Below are 23833 nucleotides of genomic sequence, written 5' to 3'. Positions count from 1 at the left end.
TTAACACCTGTATATACATGGTGTCAATAAAACGAGTAAGCGATTGCACTAAAAAAAGCAGCTAAATGCTGCTTTTTATTAGAATGGAAAACGGTTGAGCCACTGTCCGCCATCCATCGTGATGCATTCACCATTAATATACCCAGCTTCTCCTGAAAATAAATAGGAGGCGAGGCCGGCAATTTCTTCCGGCGTACCGAGCCTATGAAGCGGGACACTGTTAATTGTGCGTTTTGCTGCTTCTTGGGATTCCCATAATTTTCCTGCTCCCCCTGTGCGCTCTATTGGACCAGGGGCAATTGCATTGACGCGAATTCCGTATTGATGGCCCCATTCAACCGCCAATGTTCTTGTCAGTGAAAGGACACCTGCTTTTGCGGCTGCGGAATGGGCCACTCCTGCACCTGCATTCCATGCATATGTGGCGACCATGTTAATAATGGAACCTTTTATGCCGTGTTCAATCCAGTACGTACCAACTGCACGAGAACAATAAAACGTACCGTTCAGCACAATATCGATAACAGATCTCCAACCATTTGGCGACAATTTTTCTGCTGGACATATAAAATTTCCTGCCGCGTTATTAACGAAAAAATCAATTTGGCCAAATGCTTCATGACTCTTTTTTATTAGCAGATCCACTTCGTCTGGATTGCGAACGTCCATTGATACTGTCATAAAACGTTCGCTTCCATCTGCTAGATCACTTTTCGCTTCTGCAAGCCGCTCCGTGTTTCGTCCGCAAATCACCACATTTGCTCCCTCATCATAAAAACGTTTCGCCATACATTTACCCATTCCGCTTGAACCGCCAGTGACTATGACTGTTTTCCCTTTCAATTTTTCATCCCCCCTTTGTAAAATGAATGATTATTCACTCATTATAGTACCATATAAAGGCACCCGAAAACGATTGTTTTACGGGCGCCCGCGTTTTTATTCTTCGTCTTCTTGTACACGATAGGCATTATTTAATGACACACGCTGGCTGTCAATAAACTCATCACCTTTGCTGCGTGAGACATAATGATAATTTCCTTCATTATCCTGGTAACGAGCTTTTGCATTATCTGATAGCTGCAATTGAAGGACATTGGTCAAACGTTCTTTTAAATGATCTTCTATGATCGGGAATAAAATCTCGACTCGTTTAATCATATTTCTCGTCATCATATCAGCCGAGGATAAATAAATTTTACGCTCACCATTATGGTGAAAATAATAAATGCGGCTATGTTCCAGAAAGCGGCCAACGATACTGATCACTCGAATGTTTTCGCTGACGCCTGGAATGCCCGGTATCATACAGCAAATACCCCTAATAATACAGTCTATTTGTACACCCGCATTTGATGCTTCATACAACTTCATGATCAGGCGTTTGTCTGTGAGAGAATTCATTTTTGCAATAATGCGGCCGTTGCCGTACTTTTTATGAATTTCTATTTCCTCATCGATCAATTTAATAAACGCATCCTGAATATCAAATGGAGCGACGACCAGATGATTGTATTTCGGCTTATCCATGTAGCCGCTCAAATAGTTAAAGAAGTTCGTTGCATCGATGCCAAATTCCTTTTTAGACGTAATTAAGCCATGGTCAGTATATAGTTTCGCTGTAGCATCATTGTAATTACCGGTTCCAAGGTGAACGAACCGCTCAATTTGACCGGCACACTTTCTGACGACAAGTGTAATTTTACTGTGCGTTTTTAAATTGTGCATGCCATAAATTACATGGCAGCCTGCTTTTTCAAGTTCTTTTGCCCACTGCACGTTATTTTCTTCATCAAAACGCGCTTTTAATTCCACTAGAACCGTCACTTGTTTTCCTTTTTCCGCGGCTCTCTTTAATGATTCTATAATCGGAGAGTCACCGCTTACACGGTACAATGTCATTTTTATCGCAAGCGCAGTCGGATCGTCCGCCGCTTGGGAAATAAAATCGACAACCGGTTCAAACGACTCATAAGGATGATGGAACAGAACATCCTCCTGCAGCGTTTTTTCAAACAAGTCCTCACGCGAAGATAAGTCTTCCGGGAGCTGCGGAATGAACGTTTCATACGTTAAATCTTCACGCAATAAGCTTAGTTTTTTTGTGAATGGGAATAAAAACGTTAAATCAATCGGACCGTCAATTTTATACACATCTTTATAATGAATTTCAAGTTCATCGAGCAAATAGTCAAGAACATGCTGATCAAGATCCTGTGATTTAATTTCGAGACGAACCGCCGCTCCCCACTTCCTTTTTTTAAGCTCTTTTTCAATTTCAAAAAGCAAATCACGCGCGCCTTCTTCATGGATCTCCATATCTGCATTACGTGTAATTCGGAACATGTTCACATTTTTCACCGTGTATCCTTGAAAAATGCGATCAATAAAATAATCCAGCACATCTTCTAAAAGGACAAATGCTCCTCCTTTTGCATCCGAGGGCACTTCAATCGCACGGTCAAGCACGCTTGGCACCTGCACAATCGCCACCCGTTCCATTTCCGCATCTACTTCGTCGTTTTCAAGCATGACGACTAAATTTAATGACCTGTTCAAAAGCATTGGAAATGGACGGTACGCATCGATGGCCATTGGAGTTAAGACAGGAAAAATTTCATTATCAAAATACTCCTGTAAAAAAGCCTTCTGATCCTCATTTAATGCATAAGGTTTCAATAAGGAAAACCCCTCTTCTTCAAGGGCAGGCAATATTTCTTCTGTCAGTACACGGTATTGCGTATGTACAAGTTCGTGTGCTTTTTCACTGATCGCTTTCAGCTGCTGCTTCGGCGTCAACCCCGCTTTATTTTCCGGTTTATTAAAACCCGCTTTCACTTGATCTTTTAAACCCGCAACGCGTACCATAAAAAATTCATCCATATTCGAGCTGAAAATGGCCAAAAATTTCATCCGCTCAAGAAGAGGATTGTTTAGATCTGATGATTCCTGTAATACACGTTTATTAAAATGCAGCCAGCTCAGCTCACGGTTATTATAATATCTTGGATTCGCTAAATCGGTAAATGTTTGTCCATTCATCGGAATCCCCCATTTTCACTTGTCATTTTTGTTTAAACTGTAGGTTAATGTTTGTCTGCAAAGCTTTTTCCAAATGCCTTTTTTGCTTCTCGCTTTGATACCGTTCCGCCATTTCATTCCCTTCGCAATAAACGGTAATAAGAAGACCCGTGTCTTTCTTTTTAACGTTAAGATCCTGAACAACGCTGCGTTTAGAATTATTTAAGCTGAAACATAATTTTAAAAGGGCGCCATATTCACGCATTTTCTGAATTTCCTCTTTTGAAAACCACCCGTCAAACCCTTCTAAATACTGCTTTAATTTCGAGTTGTTCGTAAATGATGCTGTCAAGGATAGGTACGCTTTTTCACGGTGTGTAAACCCGTCAAACAGTGAGTTAATTAATAAATAAAACGTATGCCTGCTTTTCGAGTTCGATGAAATATATTCACCGAGATAAAAAAGCGCCGCTGCCTGCTCAATCATAAAACGTTCCTGCTTCGTCATATTCAACACGCTCTCTTTTTCAAAGCCTGTCAGCATCATTTCCGTCAATTTCATCATTTGGTGATGATGTTCTGGATCGTGCCCGTACACTTCTATAAGGCGTGTTACACCGTTTCGCTTTACATCCCATGCTGTGTCCCAGCGACCACTTTTCATGCGTTCCAGCATAATACCGTCCCTCAGTCCCCGTGAACTGACGAAATATCCAGTTGTTCCCGTATGATTGGCTAGTTGATAGAACACTTCAATTGCCGGCAAAATTAAGTCTGCCCGTTCGTTTGAAAGGCCATCCACTTTTACAAATTCTTGATAAGATAAAAGTGATAATTCATCACGCAGCCTGTTAAGTGCTTCCACTGTTAATTCATATCCATGAACACCAAGAGGCGGATAATTTTCTTTTAACTGCTGTATATTTGCAAGGTTCCGTGCACTTCCGCCAATCGCCACAATGATCCCGTCCGGTGCTTGATTTAACCATGAAAACTGGGCAAATTCTTGTCGAATATACTCAGCCATTTTCTTTTGCTCTTTCGGCTTCATCCGGTCTTCTGCGATAAACTGTTCTTTCAGTGAGACAACACCGAACGGAAAGCTGTGCGAGTATTTCAATTTTCTGTTTTCAAATAACGTAATTTCCGTACTTCCCCCGCCGATATCGATTGTCAAGCCGTTTTCGACAGGCATCGTTTTCAGCACTGCTGATAATCCATAATATGCTTCTTCTTCACCGGACAACAGCCGAATAAGAAAACCCGTTTCTTCCCTTACACGCTGAATAATTTCATGCCGGTTTACCGCCTGGCGAAGTGCCGCAGTTGCCGTGCATTCCACTTCTGTTACATCATAATAATCAAGCACTTCCCGAAAATTCCTTAGTGCTTCAAGTAATAAATTTACCCCTTCACCGCTCATTTTACTGTTTTCATCAAGAAAACGGCGCAGTCTGAGCGGCGCTTTTACATTTCTGAATTCTTCAATTCCCGCTCCCTGTTCTTTGTATAAAACGAGGCGGACTGTGTTTGACCCGATATCAATTATGGCTGTCCTGCTGTGATCCATCTGCGTTCCTGCTTTCTTTTTTAATTCATATTTTCCTTATAAATATACCACGCAAACCATTGAGAATGCTTTCAAATTGGATTCAAACAGTATATAATAAGAATAAATGAATGCGAAAGGAGTCACAATTGTGAGTAAATTATCCGAGCCTTTCACCGAACCTTCATCTGACGACAACCTCGCTAAAGCGATCTTTACGGTAAACCGTCACGCAAAAACAGCCACAAACCCAAAATATTTGTACGCGCTGAAAAAGAAAGCCCTCATAAAAATGATACAAGAAGGCAAAGCAGAAAAAAAAGGCCTTCACTTTTCCCGAAACCCTAAACATAGTCGACAGCAGTCAGATGTCCTTGTCTCGTGCGGCCATTATACTTTTCATATGCCTCCTAGCAAGGAAGACTTCGAGCGGCTTCCCCACTTAGGACGTCTTAATGAACAAATCCGCAATCCACGCTGTTCAATGAGTTTGTCAAAAGCAAAATTGTTGCTGGAGACATATACCGGTTTGAAAGAAAACCAATCAAAACCCCATTCATCCGGCCGTAAAAAATATACAAAGCCTGTTTTTAAACCGCTCGGACAATCTTATTAAATAGAAAAGGACGCTTCCGTCCGGCAAGCGTCCTTTTGTCTATTAAAGCGCTAGTTCGTCAATATATTCAACGAGCTGTGCAATTTCCGGTTTGCTTACCTGTGCATCCGCACCGACGCCTGCTCCTTTATGACGAAGTTCATCAGTAATTAGCGATGAGAAAATAATAACCGGCATCTTTTTCAATATCGGATGCTCTTTAATACGTCTTGTCAAATGGTGCCCGTCCATTTTCGGCATTTCGATGTCCGTCACAAGGAGCTGTACTTTTTCAAATGTATTTTCTTGCTCTAAAGTAGATTCTAAATAGTCGTATGCAAGCTGGCCATTTTCAAAGAATTCAACCCGTTCATATCCCGCTTCATTTAATGTGTCATGAATTAATTTGCGTAGCAGCGGAGAGTCTTCGGCAACAATAATTTGTTTTTCAGAACGCTCCCGTTTGCCCAGGCTTCGAATTTGTTCAACATGAATTCCAGAATGTGGATTAATATCGACAACAATTTTTTCAAAATCGATCAATAAAACCATCGTGCCATTAATTTTTATTACGCCGATAATTTGATTGTCTCCACCTTGGTACATTTCCGATGGTTTTTCAATGTCATCCCATGATATGCGGTGGATTCGTGTTACGTTTTGGACATGGAAAACAACTTTTTGCTTGTTAAATTCGGTAACAATATATTTATCCTGTGAACCGTTTTCTGATGGGGGCATACCAAGTGCTTTCGCCATATCAATAACCGGAAGAACCTCACCCCGGAGTTGAATAATTCCTTCGATGTGTTCATGTGCATGCGGAATAAATGTGATCGGCATCGGTTGGATAATTTCTTTTACTTTCATCACATTTATACCGTATTTATTATTCTGTACTTCAAATTCGACAATCTCCAGTTCATTTGTCCCAGATTCTAGCAAAATACCATAATCGCTTGTCATAAGTCTTTAGTCCCCTTTATGTTTTTATTTTACTATATCATGAAATAAAAGATTGTGTATGTAAGAAAAGTTTAGTTTTTTTTTACATTGGCATTATTCATTTACATTATAATAACATTAGAACTTAAAAAAGGTGGATTACAAAATGGAACATCGTTTAAACGAACGCGTGAAAGAAATTGAAATCTCAGGTATACGTAAGTTTTTCAACCTGGTTGGAACGACTGAAAACATGATTTCATTAACGATCGGACAGCCTGATTTTCATACCCCCGATCATGTAAAAAAGGCAGGCATCCAGGCAATAGAACAAAATGCGACCGTCTACACACCGAACGCCGGGCTGCTGGAATTAAAAAGAGCCGCAGCAGCATTTTACGAAAAAAAGTATCATGTGTCGTATAAAGCGGAATCGGAAGTCATCGTCACAGTAGGAGCAAGCCAGGCAATAGACATTGCGCTGCGCACGATTTTACAGCCTGGTGATGAAGTAATGTTGCCAGGTCCGGTTTATCCAGGTTACGAACCGATTGTTCACATGTGCGAAGCGAAAACGGTCATAGTAGATACAACGGAAAATAACTTCCGCATGACAGCAGATTTAATCGAACAATCACTCACCAGCCGAACAAAAGCCATTATATTGCCATACCCATCCAATCCGACGGGTGTCAGCCTAACTGACACCGAACTTCAGGATATCGCCAAACTTGCGAAAGAACATGAAATATTTATTTTGGCTGATGAAATTTATAGTGAAATTGTATATGAGCGACCGCACGTGTCGATTGCCACTTTTTTGCCGCAGCAAACGATCGTCATTAATGGATTGTCTAAATCACATGCGATGACAGGCTGGCGCATTGGGCTTTTATTCGCACCGGAAAATATTGCCCGTCATATGTTAAAAGTGCATCAATACAATGTCTCCTGCGCGTCATCTGTTTCCCAAAAAGCTGCAGTGGCTGCATTGACAAGCGGAATTGATGATGCAATCCCTATGCGTGAAGAGTACAAAATTCGCCGTGATTTTGCGTATGATAAATTACAATCTCTTGGACTCAAAACGGTAAAGCCTGACGGTGCGTTTTATTTTTTCGTCAAAATGCCTGAAAGTTATACAGGGTCTTCATTTGATTTTTGCTTAACACTTGCGAAAGAATATAAAGTAGCGGTTGTGCCTGGCAGCGCGTTTTCTGCAAACGGGGAAGGCTGGTTCCGGCTTTCATATGCATGCAGTATTGAAGATATTCGCACTGGATTGGAACGGATTGAACAATTTGTTATCGATCTTCAAAAATAAAAAGAAGCGGGTTCTCATTAAAGAGAACCTGCTTTACTATTATAACGTTTAAAGAGCGCCTGCGTACCGCTTTCCTCCTCTCCCTGCTCTGCCAGTTCTTCATACATTTCTTTTGCCATCGACAATCCCGGCAGGTCTAAATTCATCCGTTCCGCTTCTTCAAGTGCAATTCTCATATCTTTAATAAAATGTTTAATAAAAAAGCCAGGTGCGTAATCTTTCTTCATCATGCGCGGGGCAAGATTTGAAAGCGACCAGCTGCCTGCTGCACCGAGTGCAATGCTTTCCAGCACCTTTTCAGGATCAAGTCCGGCCGTTTTCGTGTAGGCGACTGCTTCACATACGCCAATCATATTCGATGCGATGGCAATCTGGTTCGACATCTTTGTATGCTGTCCAGTTCCTGCTTCCCCTTGGTAAACAATATTTTCACCGAATGTGTCAAACAAAGGCTTCACTTCATCATAAATCTTTTGATCTCCGCCGACCATAATCGACAGCTTTCCTAATTTCGCACCAATATCGCCCCCTGAAACTGGCGCATCTAAAACAGCAATCCCTTTTTCTTTCCCCTTTTGATACAACGTTTTCGCGAGGCTCGGCTTAGAAGTTGTCATATCGATCATAACCTGACCCGGATGACCGCCTTCAAACAGCCCATCTTTCCCCATATATACTTGTTCAACGTCTTTTGGTTCACCAATAATTGTAAACACAATATTTGTTTTTGAAGCTAACTCAGCAGGCGTTTCGCACCACATAGCACCTGCCTCAAGTAAATCGTTTGCTTTTGATCTCGTCCGTGTATAGATGAATAAAGGATAGCCAGCTTTTTGAATATGTGAGGCCATATGTTTTCCCATCACACCCGTGCCGATAAATCCAACTTTTTGTATTCCCATCTTAGCGCCCCCTTTTTTCTAATCTTTTCCATCATAACTCTTTTTTTCAATTATTTAAACATTTCCATACAAAAAAGTCCGGACAGCATACTGTCCGGATAAAAGTGAGAGAAATGGAGAATGAAAAACTGGTTACGATACTATTATCCCCGTTTTTTTCTTTTTAAAACTTCTTTTTAAATATTTTTTTGAGCAGCAGCAACAAGTTCAACCACTTCTTCAGCTGTTGACATATTTACCGCTTTAGCAGCAAGAATCTCCATATCAGCTTTCGATAAATGTTTCAATTGTGCGCGTGCTTTCAAAATTGAAGTCGCACTCATCGAAAATTCATCGAGACCAAGACCTAAAAGTAAAGGAATCGCAACCTCATCGCCGGCCATTTCGCCGCACATTCCTGCCCATTTTCCTTCTTTATGAGCTGCTTCAATGACCGTTTTAACAAGGCGTAAAATAGCCGGGTTATACGGCTGATATAAATAAGATACGCGCTCATTCATACGGTCTGCTGCCATTGTATATTGAATTAAATCATTTGTTCCAATGCTGAAGAAATCGACTTCTTTCGCAAAAAGATCCGCTATAACCGCTGTTGATGGAATTTCCACCATTATGCCGAGTTCAATGTTTTCCGCAACAGAAATACCTTCTGATTCCAGCTTCGCACGTTCTTCAAGAAGAACCGCTTTCGCTTCACGGAATTCATTCACAGTTGCGATCATCGGGAACATAATTTTTAAATTACCGTATTCACTTGCACGAAGCAAAGCACGAAGCTGTGTACGGAAAATATCCTGCTCCTCCAGGCAAAGACGAATCGCACGGAAACCGAGGAACGGATTCATCTCATGCGGGAGATTCAAATATGGAAGTTCTTTGTCGCCGCCAATATCAAGTGTGCGTACGACAACCGGCTTGCCTTCCATTCCTTCCAAAACCGCTTTATATGCTTCAAATTGCTCTTCTTCTGTCGGAAGATTGTCGCGACCCATATACAAAAATTCTGTCCGATAAAGGCCCACACCCTCGCCGCCGTTTGCTTTTACTCCAACCAGGTCTTCAGGCGTACCAATATTTGCCGCCAGTTCTACGTGGCGACCATCTGCTGTGACCGTTTGTTCGTTGACCAGTTTTGCCCATTCTGCTTTTTGACGGGCAAATGCTTCTTGCCGCTTTTTGTATTCAGCAGCAACTTCCTCGGTCGGGTTAATGTGCACTTCACCCTCTAAACCGTCGATGATGATCAAATCACCATTTTGAATATCAGCTGTCGCGTTTTTCGTTCCAACTACCGCTGGAATTTCAAGAGAACGCGCCATGATCGCCGAGTGAGATGTACGGCCGCCAATGTCTGTTGTAAACCCTTTTACAAATTCACGATTTAGCTGTGCCGTCATCGAAGGTGTTAAGTCCTCTGCTACAACGACTACTTCTTCTGCAATAAGCGCCGGAGCAGGCAGTTCAACATTAAGAAGAGCAGCTAATACACGTTTTGTTACGTCTTTAATATCAGCCGCACGTTCTTTCATATATTCATTGTCCATCGCTTCAAACATACCGATAAACATATTAGCTGTTTCCTGTAATGCAAACTCTGCATTGACAGAATCCGTTTTGATTTTTTCCTCAATCGGACCTGTAAGCTCTGGATCATTTAATACGAGCAGGTGAGCCTCAAATATCGCTGCTTTGTCATCTCCAAGATCACGGCGCGCTTTCTCTTTAATGACTTCAAGTTCCGACTCCGACTTTTTCATCGCGGCATGGAAACGCTCCACTTCAGCTTCTGTATTCGATTCAGCCCGTTTTTCAACCGTAAGATCCGGCTCCATTAATCGATATGCTTTTGCAAATGCAATTCCATCAGATGCGGCGATTCCTTTTAAAATTCCCGTCATTAGCCTGCTAATCCTTCTGATTTTAATAAAGACTCAATTGCTTCAAGCGCCGTTGTTTCGTCACTGCCTTCAGCAGAAATAACAATTTCCGCTCCCTTTCCGATTCCAAGAGACATAACACCCATAATGGATTTCATGTTCACTGTTTTCCCATTAAATTCAAGGTTGATATCACTTGAAAATTTGCTGGCTGTTTGTACGAGAAGTGTTGCAGGACGTGCATGTATACCTGTATCTGCTGTTACAGTAAATGGTTTTTTAGACATAAGTCAATCTCTCCTTCATCATTATTCTTCATTGAGAATAGCATTAATTTTATTTCCACTCAATTATCGAGCTTTCTCTTATTGCTCTTCCTGCAAATTTCTTTTAGAATATACAAATAAAGACAAAAAAGGAGTTCTTCATCATGCATTTTAAAAGACAGGAAGCATTTCGTTACACTTTTTCCGAATCCATTCCAGCTATATGCGAAGTCTATAAGTATTCGTATGGCTCAAAAGAAAAACTTCAGTCATTTAAAGCGGATATTCTCGATCTGAGCCCTAATGGGTTAAAAACCTCATCAAAAATTGATATTGAACAATCCAATGACTATATACTTATCTTTTCATTCCAGCTATCCGGAACGCTGATTCACTTTACTGGCCAAATCATTCGAAAACGAAAAACCGGTGCAGTGTTTGAATATGGAATTCAAAGCGACGAAAGCGATGCAATGAAAGAACAAATTATAGCTGCTCTAAAAACGTATTCAAAAGAACATTTAAAAAAGCAGCGAAGTTAAGGCAGATATATCATTTTCCTTGTCATGCCGCCATCGATGACAATATTTTCACCGGTTACAAATGAATTATGTGGATCAGCAAGATATAAACAGGCTTTTGCCACATCTTCCGGTTTTCCAACCCGGCCGGCAGGGTGTTGGCGATGATCCTCCGGTCTTAATGAATCCTCATCACCCGTTTCAATCCATCCAGGGCTGATGCTGTTTACGCGTATGCCTTTTTCACCGAGTGTCACTGCAAGAGAATGCGTTAATGAAAAAATAGCTCCTTTTGATGCCGCATATAATTCTGTGTTCGGTTCAGACATGCTTTGCCGCGTCGAGCACAAATTGACGATAGCTGATCCCGATGGCATATATCGGGCAGCTTCGCGAGAACAGAAAAAAACGCTGGCTGCGTTAGTGGTCATTATTTTGTCCCAGTCTTTCTTTGTTACGTCCCAGATAGACATAAATGAAGAAACTCCCGCGTTATTAATGAGAATATCAATTTGTTTGCGCTGCTTTGCCACGTCTTGAAACACTTTTTTTATTTCCTCTTCGTCTCCAGCATCTGCCTGGTAAAAAGCTGTTTTCCAACCATGGCTGTTCCAATTTTCAGTTGCAAGGCTCCCGGCTTCCTCATTCACATCCAAAATGACTGTGTATGCCCCATCACGGGCAAATGCAGCAGCAATGGCTTTCCCAATTCCGTTCGCGCCACCGGTAACGATTACCGTTTTCCCACTAAACAATTACTTTCACTCCTTTAACTTCGGGGTACATTCATATATTCATAGTCTACATGTCCGCCATGGCGGGCAATTCCCCGGAAATATTTGAAATCTGGCTGTTTCACTAATTCATGGCGAAAAGTCAAAAAATCTTCTTTTTGAATGCGAATTAGATTTGATTCTCGATTTCTGAGTGAATCCATAGATTGTTTGGCTTGTTCAATTGTCACACATTCACCCCCACCGGAATAGCCTGAAAATGTCACAAAAAGTGTAAAAACCTTTACTATTTCCAAAAAATAAGGCAAAATCTACATAAATACCTTTTTTTCCGTCTATCTTTATTATAAAAGATAAATAGCTGAAATGGTATCGTCAATTGTCGAAAAGGAGCGAATCAGAATGACAAAAGCAGAAGTCGGCAACATAATTGAATTTAAAGACGGTCTACGCGGAATCGTTGAAAAAGTAAATGAAAACTCTGTCATCGTTGATTTAACGATTATGGAAGATTTCACTGAACTCGAACTGGAAGAAAAAACAGTCGTCAACCATAAAAATTATATCATCGTGAATGCATGAAAAAAAGAGCGGATTCTTTATTCCGCTCTTTTCTTTCTATGCTGAAACAATGACGATTCTGTCTTTCTGAAGAACAGCTTTTAATTCTGTTGACTCAGGGTGGTCAAGAATAAAATCGGCAATACCGTCTTCAATATAATCTTGAATCACTCGGCGAAGTGGTCTTGCGCCAAATTGAGGATTATATCCGAGTTGCGCTAATTTCTCTTTTACTTCACTTGTTATTTCAATGGTCACATTTTGTTCACGAAGCATCTTATTCAACTCATCAATCATCAACTCAACAATTTTCTCTAAATCATGTTTTTCGAGTGCATTAAACTCAATGATCGAATCAAAGCGGTTCAAAAATTCCGGTTTAAAATAGTCTGAAAGAGAATCAAGAATAGAATTCTCACTTTCTGCCTTCCCTTTTTCAAATCCAACTGCAATACTTTTTATGCCGGCACCTGCATTACTTGTCATAATGATCACCGTTTCTTTAAAGCTGACAGTCCGGCCCTGGCTGTCTGTCAATCTTCCATCCTCCATAATTTGCAGGAACATGTGCTGAACGTCCGGATGCGCTTTTTCAATTTCATCCAGCAAAATAATACTATACGGGTTACGGCGTACTTTCTCCGTCAGCTGCCCCGCTTCTTCAAAGCCGACATAGCCTGGTGGTGAACCAATTAACTTCGACACACTGTGCTTTTCCATAAACTCGCTCATATCAAGACGAATGAGGGATTCTTTTGAACCAAATAATTCTTCCGCCAATGTTTTTGTCAGTTCTGTCTTCCCGACACCTGTCGGACCAACAAACAGGAATGATCCGATCGGACGGTTTTTCGCCTTTAATCCGGCTCGGCTGCGACGGACTGCTTTCGCCACTTTTTTCACTGCGTCATGCTGTCCGATGACTTTACCGGCCATATTCTTTTCAATATTTTTCATTTTTTGCTGTTCGTTCTGCTGCAATTTCCCAACCGGGATTCCCGTTTTATTTTCAATTAACGATTGAATATCTCCGACTGTTACAACAGGTGTGTCAGAAGGATGTCCCCCATTTTCAAGTTTCTTCTCTAACGCTGCCTCTTCATCGCGGAGTGCAGCTGCTTCTTCATAAGCTTCCCGCTTTAGAGCAGACTCTTTTTTCTTCGCAATAAAAGCAAGCTGTTCTTGAATCGAAACTATGTCTGCCTCATCAATGGTTAAATTAAGCTTTGATCCGGCTTCATCAAGAAGATCAATTGCTTTATCCGGCAAAAAGCGATCTTGAATGTACCGATGGGAAAGAGCCGCACACGCTTCGATTGCATCGTCCGTATAAGAAACACTGTGAAAATCTTCATAATGTTTTTGAAGTCCTTTTAAGATACGAACAGTTTCTTCTACATTCGGTTCTGCCACCTGAACCGGTTGAAAACGCCGTTCTAGCGCTGCGTCTTTTTCAATTTGCCGATACTCTTTTAATGTTGTTGCACCAATTAATTGCAGTTCTCCCCTCGCAAGTGCCGGTTTTAAAATATTCCCGGCATCCATTGACCCTTCTGCGGAGCCAGCCCCAACTAGCTGGTGTATCTCATCGATAAATAAAAGTACGTTCTTTCTCTTCTTCAGTTCCGCAATCAGCTGTTTCATCCGCTCTTCAAATTGACCGCGGATGCCCGTTCCGGAAACGAGAGATGCCACGTCAAGGACGTATACTTCTTTTGATTTTAGTTTAGAAGGTACACGGCCTTCCGCGATGTATAGCGCAAGCCCTTCCGCAATGGCTGTTTTTCCGACACCCGGTTCACCAATTAAAACCGGATTATTTTTATTGCGTCTATTTAGAATTTCAATCACGCGGGCCACTTCTTTATCTCTTCCAATGACCGGATCGATTAAGCCGGCGCGTGCCATTCCTGAAATATTTCGCCCATATTCATCAAGCAGACCACCGCCGCTTCCGGAATTTGAAGGTGTTTGCGGCTCACTCATGCCTTTGTTTTGCTGCGGCATATTCATTCCTTTCATAAGCTCCTCAAATGGAAAACCAAACGATTGAAAATTCATGTTTATTCCTCCAATAGCTTCTTTTTCCGTTTTATAGCAGGTACTGCACAAATAATATTGATTCGATTGTCCATTGACATGGACAATCATTTGCACATTCGCTTCATTTTGTTTGCATTTTTGACAATTCATCCATGCCATCTCCTTTTTTGACTTTGACTATCTTTGACTATAATTAGTATACTTTGACCTTCTTTGACTTTCAACCTTTTTGCTCAAAAAAAAAGAAGTGCCTACTGATAGACACTTCACCCAAACGGTAAAAATACGATAAGCAGCAAATCAAAGATAAGATGAGAGATAATAAGCATTGGGATGCTTTTTTTCCATAAATAAAGGACACCCCAGAACAGACCTGCAAAAAAGGCTGCCGCAATCCATATCCATTGACCCGAATAAACGAAAACGGAAGCATATAAGGAAGAAGCGATAAAAACAGCGGCCCATTCATTCATGTACTTTCCTAATCGTTTTTGAATAAACCCACGCCAAAATAACTCTTCCCCCGGGATAAAAATAAGGACAAGCACAATGTAGTGCCAGATAAATTGCGGGCTAAACAGTTTATAGATAGTGGAAACGTGAGATGAAGCCGAAAGCGGCATAATACTCAATAACCAGAATCCTGCTGCAAATAAGGCATAAAGAATGGCGCCTGATATAACGCCATACAACATAAAACTGTTTGTTTTTTGTTGATCATCGATCGGTTCACTTATAATGGACATGCTGATAAAAAATAAATTGGCGGCTGTGTAGATGTACCAGAAAATGTCCTGATCCGAAAACGTCACAAACAATAGTATGTGAGCTGCCGCGATTCCGGCAATAAGCCGCCAGTCCTTTATTAAAGCCATTCGTGTAAAGCCCCTTTCTACTTGCCGCCGTCATTTTACCATATCTGAGAGTGATGATCAAAAAGGCATTACGACAAATCTTTTACAGATAAACCGAGTTTTCGTAATGTATTTGTTGCCGAATCAATCTCTTCTTCAGAAAGCACATCGATCAAACTATGAATATTTTGTTCATGTTCTGGAAAAATACGCTCGATTAATTCAATTCCTGCCGGTGTTATAGCAGCATGCGTAATACGACGATCCTCAGGGCAGGCAACTCTCTTTAAAAGCTCTTTCTTTTCCAATTTATCAACGACATACGTAATGCTGCCGCTTGCCAGCAGTATTTTTCCGCCAATTTGCTGAAGCGGCTGTGGACCTTTATGATACAGCAGTTCCAATACCGCAAACTCGGTTGGATTCAGTCCAGTCTTTTGGATATAGCCATTCACTTGCTCATTTACCACTTTATAGGCACGTGAAAGCACGATAAATAATTTTAATGATTTTTTACTGTCTTTCATTATAATCCCCTGCCTGTCTATTTCATATCATTATTCTATACGTTACACATTTTTCACTTTTTTTAAAAGTGTTTTACAGTTAATTTCATCTTTTTAAGAGAAATGAACAAAACTCTGCTATACTATTTTCATGAAAAAAATTAAAGGCGAGCTAACTATGAAACAAAATGAGCGATTTATTTATATAGGCATTGTCATCATACCGGCTATCATCTTTACATTTATCTTTTATCACCTGCTAATAGAACGTGCAGCCAATGAACGTAACGAACATCTTGAATGGGTGGCAAGTATTCATCGTAATCAAATGGATCAATTTATTAATGAAACGAAAGTGAGTCTTGATATTTTAGAAGCGAGTGTGGAAGAAGAGCCGCTTAATCTGGCGAAGCTAAAAAAGCTGCTGGAAAAAACAGCAGAAAGAGATCCACGCTACGGCGGTATATATCTTCTGGATGCCCAGGCAAACGTTCAAAGCGGAACTAACGACTTATTAAAGCAGTACAATTTACGTGATAAACCATATATAAAAGAAGCTTTGGCAACAAAATCTGCAGCTGTGGCAAATGAGCCCGAAACGCTGGTAAATAATCAGCCTGTCGTCGCTATTGCCACACCCGTCATTTCAGATGATGAAAACGTGTCTTCCATATTGGTCGCACATATTCGATTGGACTATATGAAGAATATTATGTCCCTTTTAACGCCAGATGAATCGATTTCATTTGAAAATGTAAGCGGCATACAAATTTTCACTGTCAATGACAGTTCTATTGACAAACAGAGCAAAAAACACCTTTCGTATCGTACCCCGCTTATGCAAGTGCCCTGGTTTGTAACTGTTCACGAAAAAGATACACTTATGCGTACTTCAGCGCCTTTTATTGTCCTGTTTACAATTATCACATTCATTATTTTGCATGTAGTGTTTTTACTTGTAAAATACTCCATGTTAAAACGACAGACAAGAATTGATTATATGCAGCAGGAAACACAAAAGCTCGAATTAATTGGGACGCTTGCCGCAAGTACCGCCCATGAGATAAGAAACCCTCTGACAGGCATTAAAGGACTCGTACAGCTTCTTGGTGAAAAATATGATGATGAATCTGACCGTCTTTACTTTTCAGTTATTGATAAAGAAATAGGACGCATCAATCAAATTGTAAGTGAGTTTCTCATCCTTGGAAAGCCTACAGCTCAAAAACCGATCATTGTCGATATTCGGGATATTATTCTCGATGTAAACCCGCTTATATATTCAGAAGCCAATTTGCATTCAGTGGAATACAAGATGGCACTTCCGGAAACAGAAATACCGGTCGATGTTAACGTCGATCAAATAAAGCAGGTTATTTTAAATTTGACAAAAAACGCCTTCGAAGCCATGCCAGATGGCGGCCAGTTGACTGTGACAATCATCCAAGATGACCGTCGATGCCTGTTAACAGTATCAGATACGGGACGCGGCATTAAGCAAGAAGAGGCCGATCAGTTATTTAAGCCTTTTTACACATCAAAAAAACACGGCACTGGTCTTGGTCTTGTTGTTTGCCGCAGAATTGTTGAATCATTCGACGGAAATATATGGATCGAGAGTGATTTTGGCTCCGGTACTCGTGTTCATATTTCATTGCCGATAAAATGGCCTCACAGTGCGCCTTCAAGTTGAAGAAGGCGCATTTTTTTATCGATTTCTTTTCCGCTATAGCCGGTCATCGATTTGTTTTTGCCGATCACGCGGTGGCATGGAATGATAATGGGGACTGGATTTCGTTTGTTTGCCTGTCCGACTGCCCGCACTGCTTTATGGTTGCCGCACATGACAGCAATTTCTTGGTAGCTTACCGTTTTACCGAACGGAATCGAACATAATGCACGCCATACATTTTCTTGAAATAGGGTCCCTTTTATATCAAGAGTCAAATCAAATACGTGACGTTCCCTATTGAAATATTGAGAGAGTTGAACAGCAGCCTTTTGTAAAAGTGCATCCTGTTCATCTAATGTTAATTCTGTTGACTCTATCATATGATAAAAGTTTACAGAACAAATCCCTTTTTCACTGCGAACTATCGACAACGGACCGATCGGGCTGTCTAATTTAACAAATTTCATCGTGCTCCCTCTCTCTGTCGTGTATAATAATTTCATATATTTATCCTATCATACAGGTGATCTTTTAATGAAAAAACGTGATTTTTATTTTGATAATGTGCGGTTTGTGCTCACATTCTTGGTCGTATTTGGTCATTTACTGCGGCCGTATATCACAGACAGCCCGCTTAATTATGCCCTGTATATGAGCATCTACTTGTTTCACATGCCGGCGTTTATTCTTGTCTCCGGGTACTTTGCGAAAGGAATTATGCGGCCGGGCTATATAAAAAAAGTGGCTGGGAAGCTGCTTTTGCCGCTTATCATTTTCCAGATCATTTATTCTTTCTTTTATTTCTGGATTGAAGATAAGGAATCAATAACGGTCAGCTTGCTTATTCCCGAATGGTCTCTTTGGTTCCTGCTCAGTTTATTTTTCTGGAATGTGCTGCTTTTTGCCACAATAAAATGGCTGAAACCCGCTGCTGCGATTGTGATTGCGATTATTGCCGGGCTATTAATCGGCTTGATCGATGAATCAATTGACATGCTCAGTATCGGGCGAACGTTTGTGTTTTTTCCGTTCTTTTTAATTGGCTACCATTTGAAAAAAGAATGGTTCGCACCGCTTTTCACTTTACCAGTGCGGATTGTGCTACTATTTACCGCTATCGGATTGTTTTTATTTTTTTATCAGCATACAAACATACAAATTGAGTGGCTATTTGGATCACGCTCATATGAAGAATTACAAGCAGATCCACTGTCCGGTATCGTATGGCGTTCACTCATTTATATAATGAACGTAGTCATGATTGCGTTTATTTTGTCCATTGTGACGCATAAACGATTTTTCTTTACAACATGGGGGCAAAATACACTCTATGTATATTTACTGCACGGCTTTTTCGTCCAGTCATCAAGACATGTTGATTCACTTGAACTGCCGCCGTCGCTGTTCGCTCTTTTTGCAGCTGCTTCGATATTGACATTCATCCTGTCCTCGCCTATTACAGCCTCTTTGTTCTGTCCAGTACTCGAACAAAAGCGGCCAGGCTTTTTAATGAAAAAAGGAGATAGAATAACTTGAACATAACTGTTTGCACATTAAATGCTAAATATATTCATACGAACCTTGCGATCCGGTATTTAAAATCGTATTGTGAGGATGCCTATAATATCGATATCGCGGAGTATACGATCAAAGATCCTGCGATGAATATTGTAACTGACTTGTACAGCAAAAAACCGGATGTCATTGGCTTTAGCTGTTACATTTGGAACATTGAAGAAACGATTCGCGTTGCCGGCATGCTAAAAAAAGTACTTCCTGATTGCACCATTGTATTTGGCGGACCTGAAGTAACATATGATGTACCATTCTGGCTTGATCGTTTAACCGATGTCGATTTTATCGTTATCGGTGAAGGAGAAGAAACGTTCCGGTCATTGCTCGATGAACTTTCCGGCGGCCGTGACTTCTCAAAAGTCGCCGGCATTGGGTACAAACAGGATGGAAAGCACCATATTCACCCGCAGACAAATAAAATTGATTTACGCAAGCTTCCGTCACCGTTCCATTTCGAAGAAGATCTTCCTAATCTTTCAAAACGGATTACGTACATTGAAACGAGCCGGGGCTGTCCATTCCGCTGCCAGTTTTGCCTTTCTTCCATCGAAACAGGTGTCCGTTATTTTGACCGTGAAAAAGTAAAAGAGGATATTCGTTTTCTAATGAAAAACGGAGCAAAAACGATTAAATTTGTTGACCGTACATTTAACATCAGCCGCAGCTATGCGATGGAGATGTTCCAATTCTTAATTGATGAACATGTTCCCGGAACCGTCTTTCAATTTGAAATAACCGGCGACATCATGCGTCCGGAAGTCATTGACTTTTTAAATAAAAATGCCCCTGCAGGACTGTTCCGTTTTGAAATCGGCGTACAGTCAACCAATGATGACGTCAATGAACTTGTCATGCGGAAACAAAACTGGGAAAAGCTCGTTCGGACAGTTACAATGGTTAAAAACGGAGGCAAAATCGATCAGCATCTCGATTTAATAGCCGGCTTGCCTGAAGAAAATTATGATTCATTCCGCAATACATTTAATGATGTATTTGCATTGCGTCCAGAAGAATTGCAGCTAGGTTTCTTAAAATTATTGCGGGGCACAGGGCTGCGTCTGAGTGCTGAGAAATATGGATATGAATATATGGATCAGTCTCCTTATGAAATGTTGTCAAACCGAGTTTTGCCATTCGAAGATGTTATCCGTATTAAGCAGACGGAAGATGTCCTTGAGAAATACTGGAATGATCACCGAACAGATGAAACGATTGAATACATTGTAGAACATTTAGTCAACACACCCTTTGACTTTTTCCAGGATTTTGGTTCTTTCTGGGAAACAAAAGGATGGGGAAGAATTGGCCACCAGCTCGAAGATTTATTCAAACGTCTTGCCGCTTTTTTAAATGATATATATCCAAATCAGTACTATCTTACCGAAAGCATCATGAAATTTGATTATTTAAACAGTCAGCGATACCGCCCGCGTAAGCCGTGGTGGGAAGATCGTCTCGATAAATCAACGCGGTCTGCTGTATACCGTTCTCTGATTGAAAATCCGTCCATAGCCGGAAATGATTTTGCGGTGCTCGGCCTTCACGAAAAAGAGTTATATAAACATACCATGGTTGAACCGGTCAATATGATCAAAGAAGACGGGAAATGGGAAGAGTTAAACGGCTATCTCATTGCCTGGTTTGACCCTGCTGGGACAGGTTCGTCATTATTTTTCTTAAAGGAAGAAAATGTACCGCTTTTGCATGAAAAAGCTTAAATTATTAAGGCAGTGAGCCCGTTCGGTTCATTGCCTTTTTTTAAATAGCTTCCGGTAATGCCCCACTCCATTTCTATTGTTTCTTTTTCTTCTACCGCACTGGCACAAAATAAGCTTTTACGCTTATACAGTTCCGGATCAATATGACATTTGCACCTTTATCTTTCCATTCAAATGCGCGGCAAGCACCTGAAAACCTGCACCACTAATCATGCATTTCTTGCTTTCCTCCACACGCGGATAAGAAGGAGCATTTTTAAACGTATCCGGCCGATACAAATCCCCTGATTTTAAGTCCATATCCCTTCCCTCATTGCTTAATTCTATTTCATTCCCTTTCTACACGTATTTTTAAAACATAAAAAAGCTCCGAACTTTACGTTCGAAGCTTTTTTCATTAAACACCTGGCTGCTCTATATCGTCTTGTGGCCCTTTCGCTTTGGCAACTAAATAACCGCCCAGCGCAATCGCGATTAACACACCCCAGAACACAATCTTCCAAGGTTTCGATTCCGGGAAATGCTCATCGAGAATGGCAAGTGAAGGATGTGATAATGTAAAGACAGCAAGTTTGACACCCACCCAGCCGACGATTAAAAAGGCTGCTGTTTCAAGCGTTGGATACTTTTGCAATAAACGGACAAACCATGTCGCAGCAAAACGCATGATAATCACTCCGATGAATCCTCCTAAGAACATTACTAAGAATTGTCCTGAGTCGATTCCACCAATTTGACCCCATCCGGTTTCCGGTAATGTCACCGCAAGAGCCACCGCGGCAAGCATTGAATCAATGGCAAATGCGATATCCGCTATTTCGACTTTTAACACTGTCATCCAGAATGAAGAGCCTTTTTTTGGTTCTTCAAGACCATGCCCTTCAATGCTCTCATCTTTTTCTTTCCATTTCTTATAAAGATGACTGAAGCAAATAAAGAATAAATAAAGGGCACCAATCGCCTGTACCTGCCAAACTTTAACAAGAAATGATATAAGGAACAATGCGAGTACACGGAATACAAACGCTCCTAATAATCCATAAAATAATGCTTTTTTCTGCTGATCTTTCGGTAAATGTTTAACCATTACCGCCATGACAACCGCATTATCTGCGGCTAATATTCCCTCAAGAATAATGAGGACGCCAAGCACCCAGGCGTATTCAATTAATAATGCCGTATCCATACTTCCCTCTCCTTCCGGTAATAGTATTCCTGTTTCAACTGATACTAAAACAAGCACGAAGAAAACAAAAAAAAGCGAGACCTATGCCTATAAAGGCAAAGGTCTCGCTGAGCATGTCTTATCTTCATGCCAACAAAGCCGATGAATGAATTATCCATGAAATGACGACTTTGTTTTAGGTATACACCTAACGCTACTCCCCTTCGACTTACGTCAAAAGAATAATCAGTTTTTCCACTACATAATTATACCGATTTATTTTCTCCCTGTAAAACCTTTTTAAAAAAAGTGCCGATAAAAAGTGAATTTCATGACGAATACCGTCAAAATTGCACGAAATTCATCCCATCAAATTGTACAGGCGGATGTTTTCATGCTTATCCTGAAACCAGCGAAGAGCAAAATCATTTTCGAATAAAAAGACCAGTTTACCAGCTCTGTCACGCACAAGTGTACTTCTTGATGACGACATAGAATCTTTAATGTCTTCTTCATTTTCCACCCATCGTGCAATTTTAGACCCGATTGGCTCCATCCGTACTTCTGAATTGTACTCGCCCATCATTCGGTGCTCGAACACTTCAAATTGCAGCTGGCCAACTGCCCCTAGAATGTACTCTTCCGTACGGACCGTTTTGTACATTTGAATCGCACCTTCTTGGACGAGCTGTTCGATCCCTTTGTGAAAACTTTTCTGCTTCATGACGTTTTTTGCCGACACTTTTACGAATAACTCCGGTGTAAATTGCGGCAATTTTTCATATTGAAAAACTGGTTTTCCACCCGTCAGCGTGTCACCGATTTGATAATTCCCTGTGTCATATAACCCAATTATATCTCCGCTTACCGCTTCATTAACAGTACTGCGATCATCCGCGAGAAATTGCGTCGACTGGGACACTTTCGTCGTTTTTCCTGTTCGGGCAAGCGTAACGGCCATCCCACGTTCAAATTTTCCGGAGCAAATACGCAAAAATGCAATGCGGTCACGATGAGCCGGGTTCATATTTGCCTGGATTTTGAAAATAAAACCGGAGAACTGTTCGCTGAGCGGATCGACTTCACCCGTATCAGCTGTTCGCGGCTGCGGTGCCGGCGCAAATTGTAAATATGTTTCCAAAAATGTCTGCACGCCGAAATTTGTCAATGCACTGCCAAAGAAAACGGGAGACAATTCACCTGAATTAATTTTTTCACGCGAAAATTCATTCCCAGCTTCTTCAAGGAGCAAAATATCTTCCATTGCTTCCGTATAAAGAGATGACTGTTTTATCGGGTGATCAGAAGCGATATGACCATCTTCATCAAGCGGTAAAAAACGGTCTGCTTCTTCCGTACGAAACTGCTCTACACGTTTATTAAAACGGTCGTAAATTCCAAAGAATTCTTTCCCCATTCCGATCGGCCAGTTCATCGGGTACGATTGAATACCAAGTACGTCTTCCAGTTCTTCTAACAACTCGAGCGGCAGCTTCCCTTGTCGGTCAAGTTTATTAATAAATGTAAAAATCGGGATGCCCCGCATTCGGCACACCTTAAAAAGTTTCAGCGTCTGCGCTTCAATCCCTTTTGCAGCATCCACAATCATGACTGCACTGTCGACCGCCATCAATGTCCGGTACGTATCTTCACTGAAATCCTGATGTCCAGGTGTGTCGAGAATGTTTACGTTAAACCCATTGTATGCAAATTGCATAACGGATGATGTTACGGAAATTCCACGCTGCTTCTCGATTTCCATCCAATCTGATGTCGCAAATTTCCCTGTTTTTTTCCCTTTAACTGTTCCCGCATCACGAATGGCACCGCCGAACAAAAGCAGTTTTTCCGTCATCGTTGTTTTTCCGGCATCCGGATGGGAGATAATAGCGAATGTACGTCTGGATAATACGTCTTCTTTAAATGATGTCATACTGATTCTTCCTTTCTATTCCTACGCGTTTATATACTGTCGATTTAGATAACATATATAGTAAGTATTTTT

General features: G+C 41.0%; 23 protein-coding genes and 1 riboswitch. Of the genes, 7 read left to right on the top strand and 16 right to left on the bottom strand.

Translation table 11 applies throughout. From position 1 onward, the window contains the following. Nucleotides 1-78 precede the first annotated feature (78 nt). From fadH to BTO28_RS13545, 3 genes are all read right to left on the bottom strand, one after another. Nucleotides 79-843 (bottom strand): 2,4-dienoyl-CoA reductase, encoded by a 765-nt coding sequence (gene fadH / locus BTO28_RS13555; protein ID WP_076767162.1) that lies wholly within the window; start codon nucleotides 841-843, stop codon nucleotides 79-81. 96 nt (nucleotides 844-939) lie between these two features. Further along, nucleotides 940-3042, bottom strand: a complete 2103-nt coding sequence (locus tag BTO28_RS13550) for an RNA degradosome polyphosphate kinase (protein ID WP_076767161.1) — start codon at nucleotides 3040-3042, stop codon at nucleotides 940-942. A gap of 22 nt (nucleotides 3043-3064) precedes the next feature. Continuing rightward, nucleotides 3065-4591 carry a Ppx/GppA family phosphatase gene (locus tag BTO28_RS13545; protein WP_076767158.1) on the bottom strand — a complete coding sequence of 509 codons (1527 nt, stop codon included), beginning with the start codon at nucleotides 4589-4591 and terminating at the stop codon, nucleotides 3065-3067. A 106-nt stretch (nucleotides 4592-4697) separates the two neighbouring features. Here BTO28_RS13545 and BTO28_RS13540 point away from each other — a divergent pair, with 106 nt between their 5' ends. Continuing rightward, a complete protein-coding gene (locus BTO28_RS13540; RefSeq protein WP_076767156.1) occupies nucleotides 4698-5186 on the top strand; it encodes a YkyB family protein in 489 nt (162 codons plus the stop codon). Nucleotides 5187-5228: 42 nt separating this feature from the next. Here the strand turns inward: BTO28_RS13540 and BTO28_RS13535 are convergent, their stop codons facing one another. Beyond that, complete coding sequence (locus tag BTO28_RS13535) at nucleotides 5229-6131, bottom strand: chemotaxis protein (protein ID WP_076767154.1); 903 nt, start codon at nucleotides 6129-6131, stop codon at nucleotides 5229-5231. Nucleotides 6132-6276: 145 nt separating this feature from the next. On the opposite strand from BTO28_RS13535, the gene BTO28_RS13530 reads away from it, so the two are divergent. Next, nucleotides 6277-7434, top strand: a complete 1158-nt coding sequence (locus BTO28_RS13530; RefSeq protein ID WP_076767152.1) for an aminotransferase A — start codon at nucleotides 6277-6279, stop codon at nucleotides 7432-7434. A 17-nt stretch (nucleotides 7435-7451) separates the two neighbouring features. On the opposite strand, the gene BTO28_RS13525 is transcribed toward BTO28_RS13530, so the two are convergent. The 3 genes from BTO28_RS13525 to BTO28_RS13515 all read right to left on the bottom strand — a co-directional run bounded on the left by BTO28_RS13525 (nucleotide 7452) and on the right by BTO28_RS13515 (nucleotide 10500). Further along, nucleotides 7452-8330 carry an NAD(P)-dependent oxidoreductase gene (locus tag BTO28_RS13525; RefSeq protein WP_076767198.1) on the bottom strand — a complete coding sequence of 293 codons (879 nt, stop codon included), beginning with the start codon at nucleotides 8328-8330 and terminating at the stop codon, nucleotides 7452-7454. 182 nt (nucleotides 8331-8512) lie between these two features. Beyond that, nucleotides 8513-10234: a phosphoenolpyruvate--protein phosphotransferase gene (ptsP, locus tag BTO28_RS13520; RefSeq protein ID WP_076767149.1), complete on the bottom strand. Its 1722-nt coding sequence runs from the start codon at nucleotides 10232-10234 to the stop codon at nucleotides 8513-8515. Then, complete coding sequence (locus BTO28_RS13515) at nucleotides 10234-10500, bottom strand: phosphocarrier protein HPr (protein ID WP_076767146.1); 267 nt, start codon at nucleotides 10498-10500, stop codon at nucleotides 10234-10236. Before BTO28_RS13515 ends, ptsP begins: the two co-directional genes overlap by 1 nt. A 143-nt stretch (nucleotides 10501-10643) precedes the next feature. On the opposite strand from BTO28_RS13515, the gene BTO28_RS13510 reads away from it, so the two are divergent. After that, complete coding sequence (locus BTO28_RS13510) at nucleotides 10644-11021, top strand: PilZ domain-containing protein (protein WP_076767144.1); 378 nt, start codon at nucleotides 10644-10646, stop codon at nucleotides 11019-11021. Here BTO28_RS13510 and BTO28_RS13505 read toward each other — a convergent pair. Next, on the bottom strand, nucleotides 11018-11755 hold the full coding sequence (locus BTO28_RS13505; RefSeq protein WP_076767142.1) for an SDR family oxidoreductase: 738 nt from the start codon (nucleotides 11753-11755) through the stop codon (nucleotides 11018-11020). The genes BTO28_RS13510 and BTO28_RS13505 overlap by 4 nt on opposite strands. A 14-nt stretch (nucleotides 11756-11769) precedes the next feature. Further along, on the bottom strand, nucleotides 11770-11964 hold the full coding sequence (locus BTO28_RS13500) for a hypothetical protein (RefSeq protein WP_076767140.1): 195 nt from the start codon (nucleotides 11962-11964) through the stop codon (nucleotides 11770-11772). Nucleotides 11965-12136: 172 nt separating this feature from the next. Here BTO28_RS13500 and BTO28_RS13495 point away from each other — a divergent pair, with 172 nt between their 5' ends. Further along, a complete protein-coding gene (locus tag BTO28_RS13495) occupies nucleotides 12137-12316 on the top strand; it encodes a YkvS family protein (protein ID WP_076767138.1) in 180 nt (59 codons plus the stop codon). Nucleotides 12317-12352: 36 nt separating this feature from the next. On the opposite strand, the gene BTO28_RS13490 is transcribed toward BTO28_RS13495, so the two are convergent. The 3 genes from BTO28_RS13490 to BTO28_RS13480 all read right to left on the bottom strand — a co-directional run bounded on the left by BTO28_RS13490 (nucleotide 12353) and on the right by BTO28_RS13480 (nucleotide 15719). Next, nucleotides 12353-14488: an ATP-dependent Clp protease ATP-binding subunit gene (locus BTO28_RS13490; protein WP_076767136.1), complete on the bottom strand. Its 2136-nt coding sequence runs from the start codon at nucleotides 14486-14488 to the stop codon at nucleotides 12353-12355. 116 nt (nucleotides 14489-14604) lie between these two features. After that, entirely contained in the window at nucleotides 14605-15213 is a 609-nt protein-coding gene (locus BTO28_RS13485) for a CPBP family intramembrane glutamic endopeptidase (RefSeq protein ID WP_076767134.1), read from the bottom strand. Between the two features lie 68 nt (nucleotides 15214-15281). Beyond that, entirely contained in the window at nucleotides 15282-15719 is a 438-nt protein-coding gene (locus BTO28_RS13480; protein ID WP_076767132.1) for a MarR family winged helix-turn-helix transcriptional regulator, read from the bottom strand. 157 nt (nucleotides 15720-15876) lie between these two features. On the opposite strand from BTO28_RS13480, the gene BTO28_RS13475 reads away from it, so the two are divergent. Then, entirely contained in the window at nucleotides 15877-17391 is a 1515-nt protein-coding gene (locus tag BTO28_RS13475; protein WP_076767196.1) for an ATP-binding protein, read from the top strand. Here BTO28_RS13475 and BTO28_RS13470 read toward each other — a convergent pair. Continuing rightward, nucleotides 17370-17837: a methylated-DNA--[protein]-cysteine S-methyltransferase gene (locus BTO28_RS13470; RefSeq protein ID WP_076767130.1), complete on the bottom strand. Its 468-nt coding sequence runs from the start codon at nucleotides 17835-17837 to the stop codon at nucleotides 17370-17372. The genes BTO28_RS13475 and BTO28_RS13470 overlap by 22 nt on opposite strands. 67 nt (nucleotides 17838-17904) lie before the next feature. Between BTO28_RS13470 and BTO28_RS13465 the strand changes: the two genes are divergently transcribed. Together BTO28_RS13465 and BTO28_RS13460 are read left to right on the top strand one after the other, a co-directional pair. Continuing rightward, on the top strand, nucleotides 17905-18906 hold the full coding sequence (locus tag BTO28_RS13465) for an acyltransferase family protein (RefSeq protein ID WP_076767128.1): 1002 nt from the start codon (nucleotides 17905-17907) through the stop codon (nucleotides 18904-18906). Beyond that, nucleotides 18903-20663 carry a B12-binding domain-containing radical SAM protein gene (locus BTO28_RS13460; protein WP_076767126.1) on the top strand — a complete coding sequence of 587 codons (1761 nt, stop codon included), beginning with the start codon at nucleotides 18903-18905 and terminating at the stop codon, nucleotides 20661-20663. The genes BTO28_RS13465 and BTO28_RS13460 overlap by 4 nt, the downstream gene beginning before the upstream one ends. Before the next feature lie 138 nt (nucleotides 20664-20801). Here BTO28_RS13460 and BTO28_RS17185 read toward each other — a convergent pair whose 3' ends face one another. The 3 genes from BTO28_RS17185 to BTO28_RS13450 all read right to left on the bottom strand — a co-directional run bounded on the left by BTO28_RS17185 (nucleotide 20802) and on the right by BTO28_RS13450 (nucleotide 23761). Next, nucleotides 20802-20963 (bottom strand): hypothetical protein, encoded by a 162-nt coding sequence (locus BTO28_RS17185; protein WP_158068827.1) that lies wholly within the window; start codon nucleotides 20961-20963, stop codon nucleotides 20802-20804. 97 nt (nucleotides 20964-21060) lie between these two features. Further along, the gene (locus tag BTO28_RS13455) at nucleotides 21061-21849 is read right to left on the bottom strand and encodes a TerC family protein (protein WP_076767124.1); all 789 of its coding nucleotides are present in this window, start codon (nucleotides 21847-21849) and stop codon (nucleotides 21061-21063) included. Nucleotides 21850-21900: 51 nt separating this feature from the next. Beyond that, a riboswitch (yybP-ykoY riboswitch) is annotated at nucleotides 21901-22063 on the bottom strand. 126 nt (nucleotides 22064-22189) lie between these two features. Beyond that, complete coding sequence (locus BTO28_RS13450) at nucleotides 22190-23761, bottom strand: peptide chain release factor 3 (RefSeq protein ID WP_076767122.1); 1572 nt, start codon at nucleotides 23759-23761, stop codon at nucleotides 22190-22192. Between the last annotated feature and the right edge of the window lie 72 nt (nucleotides 23762-23833).

It is taken from the genome of Domibacillus epiphyticus (assembly GCF_001975785.1).
GTDB classification, from domain to species: Bacteria; Bacillota; Bacilli; order Bacillales; family Domibacillaceae; genus Domibacillus; species Domibacillus epiphyticus.
Note: the sequence above shows the minus strand (reverse complement) of the source record. Positions and strands in the feature narration are given on the sequence as shown.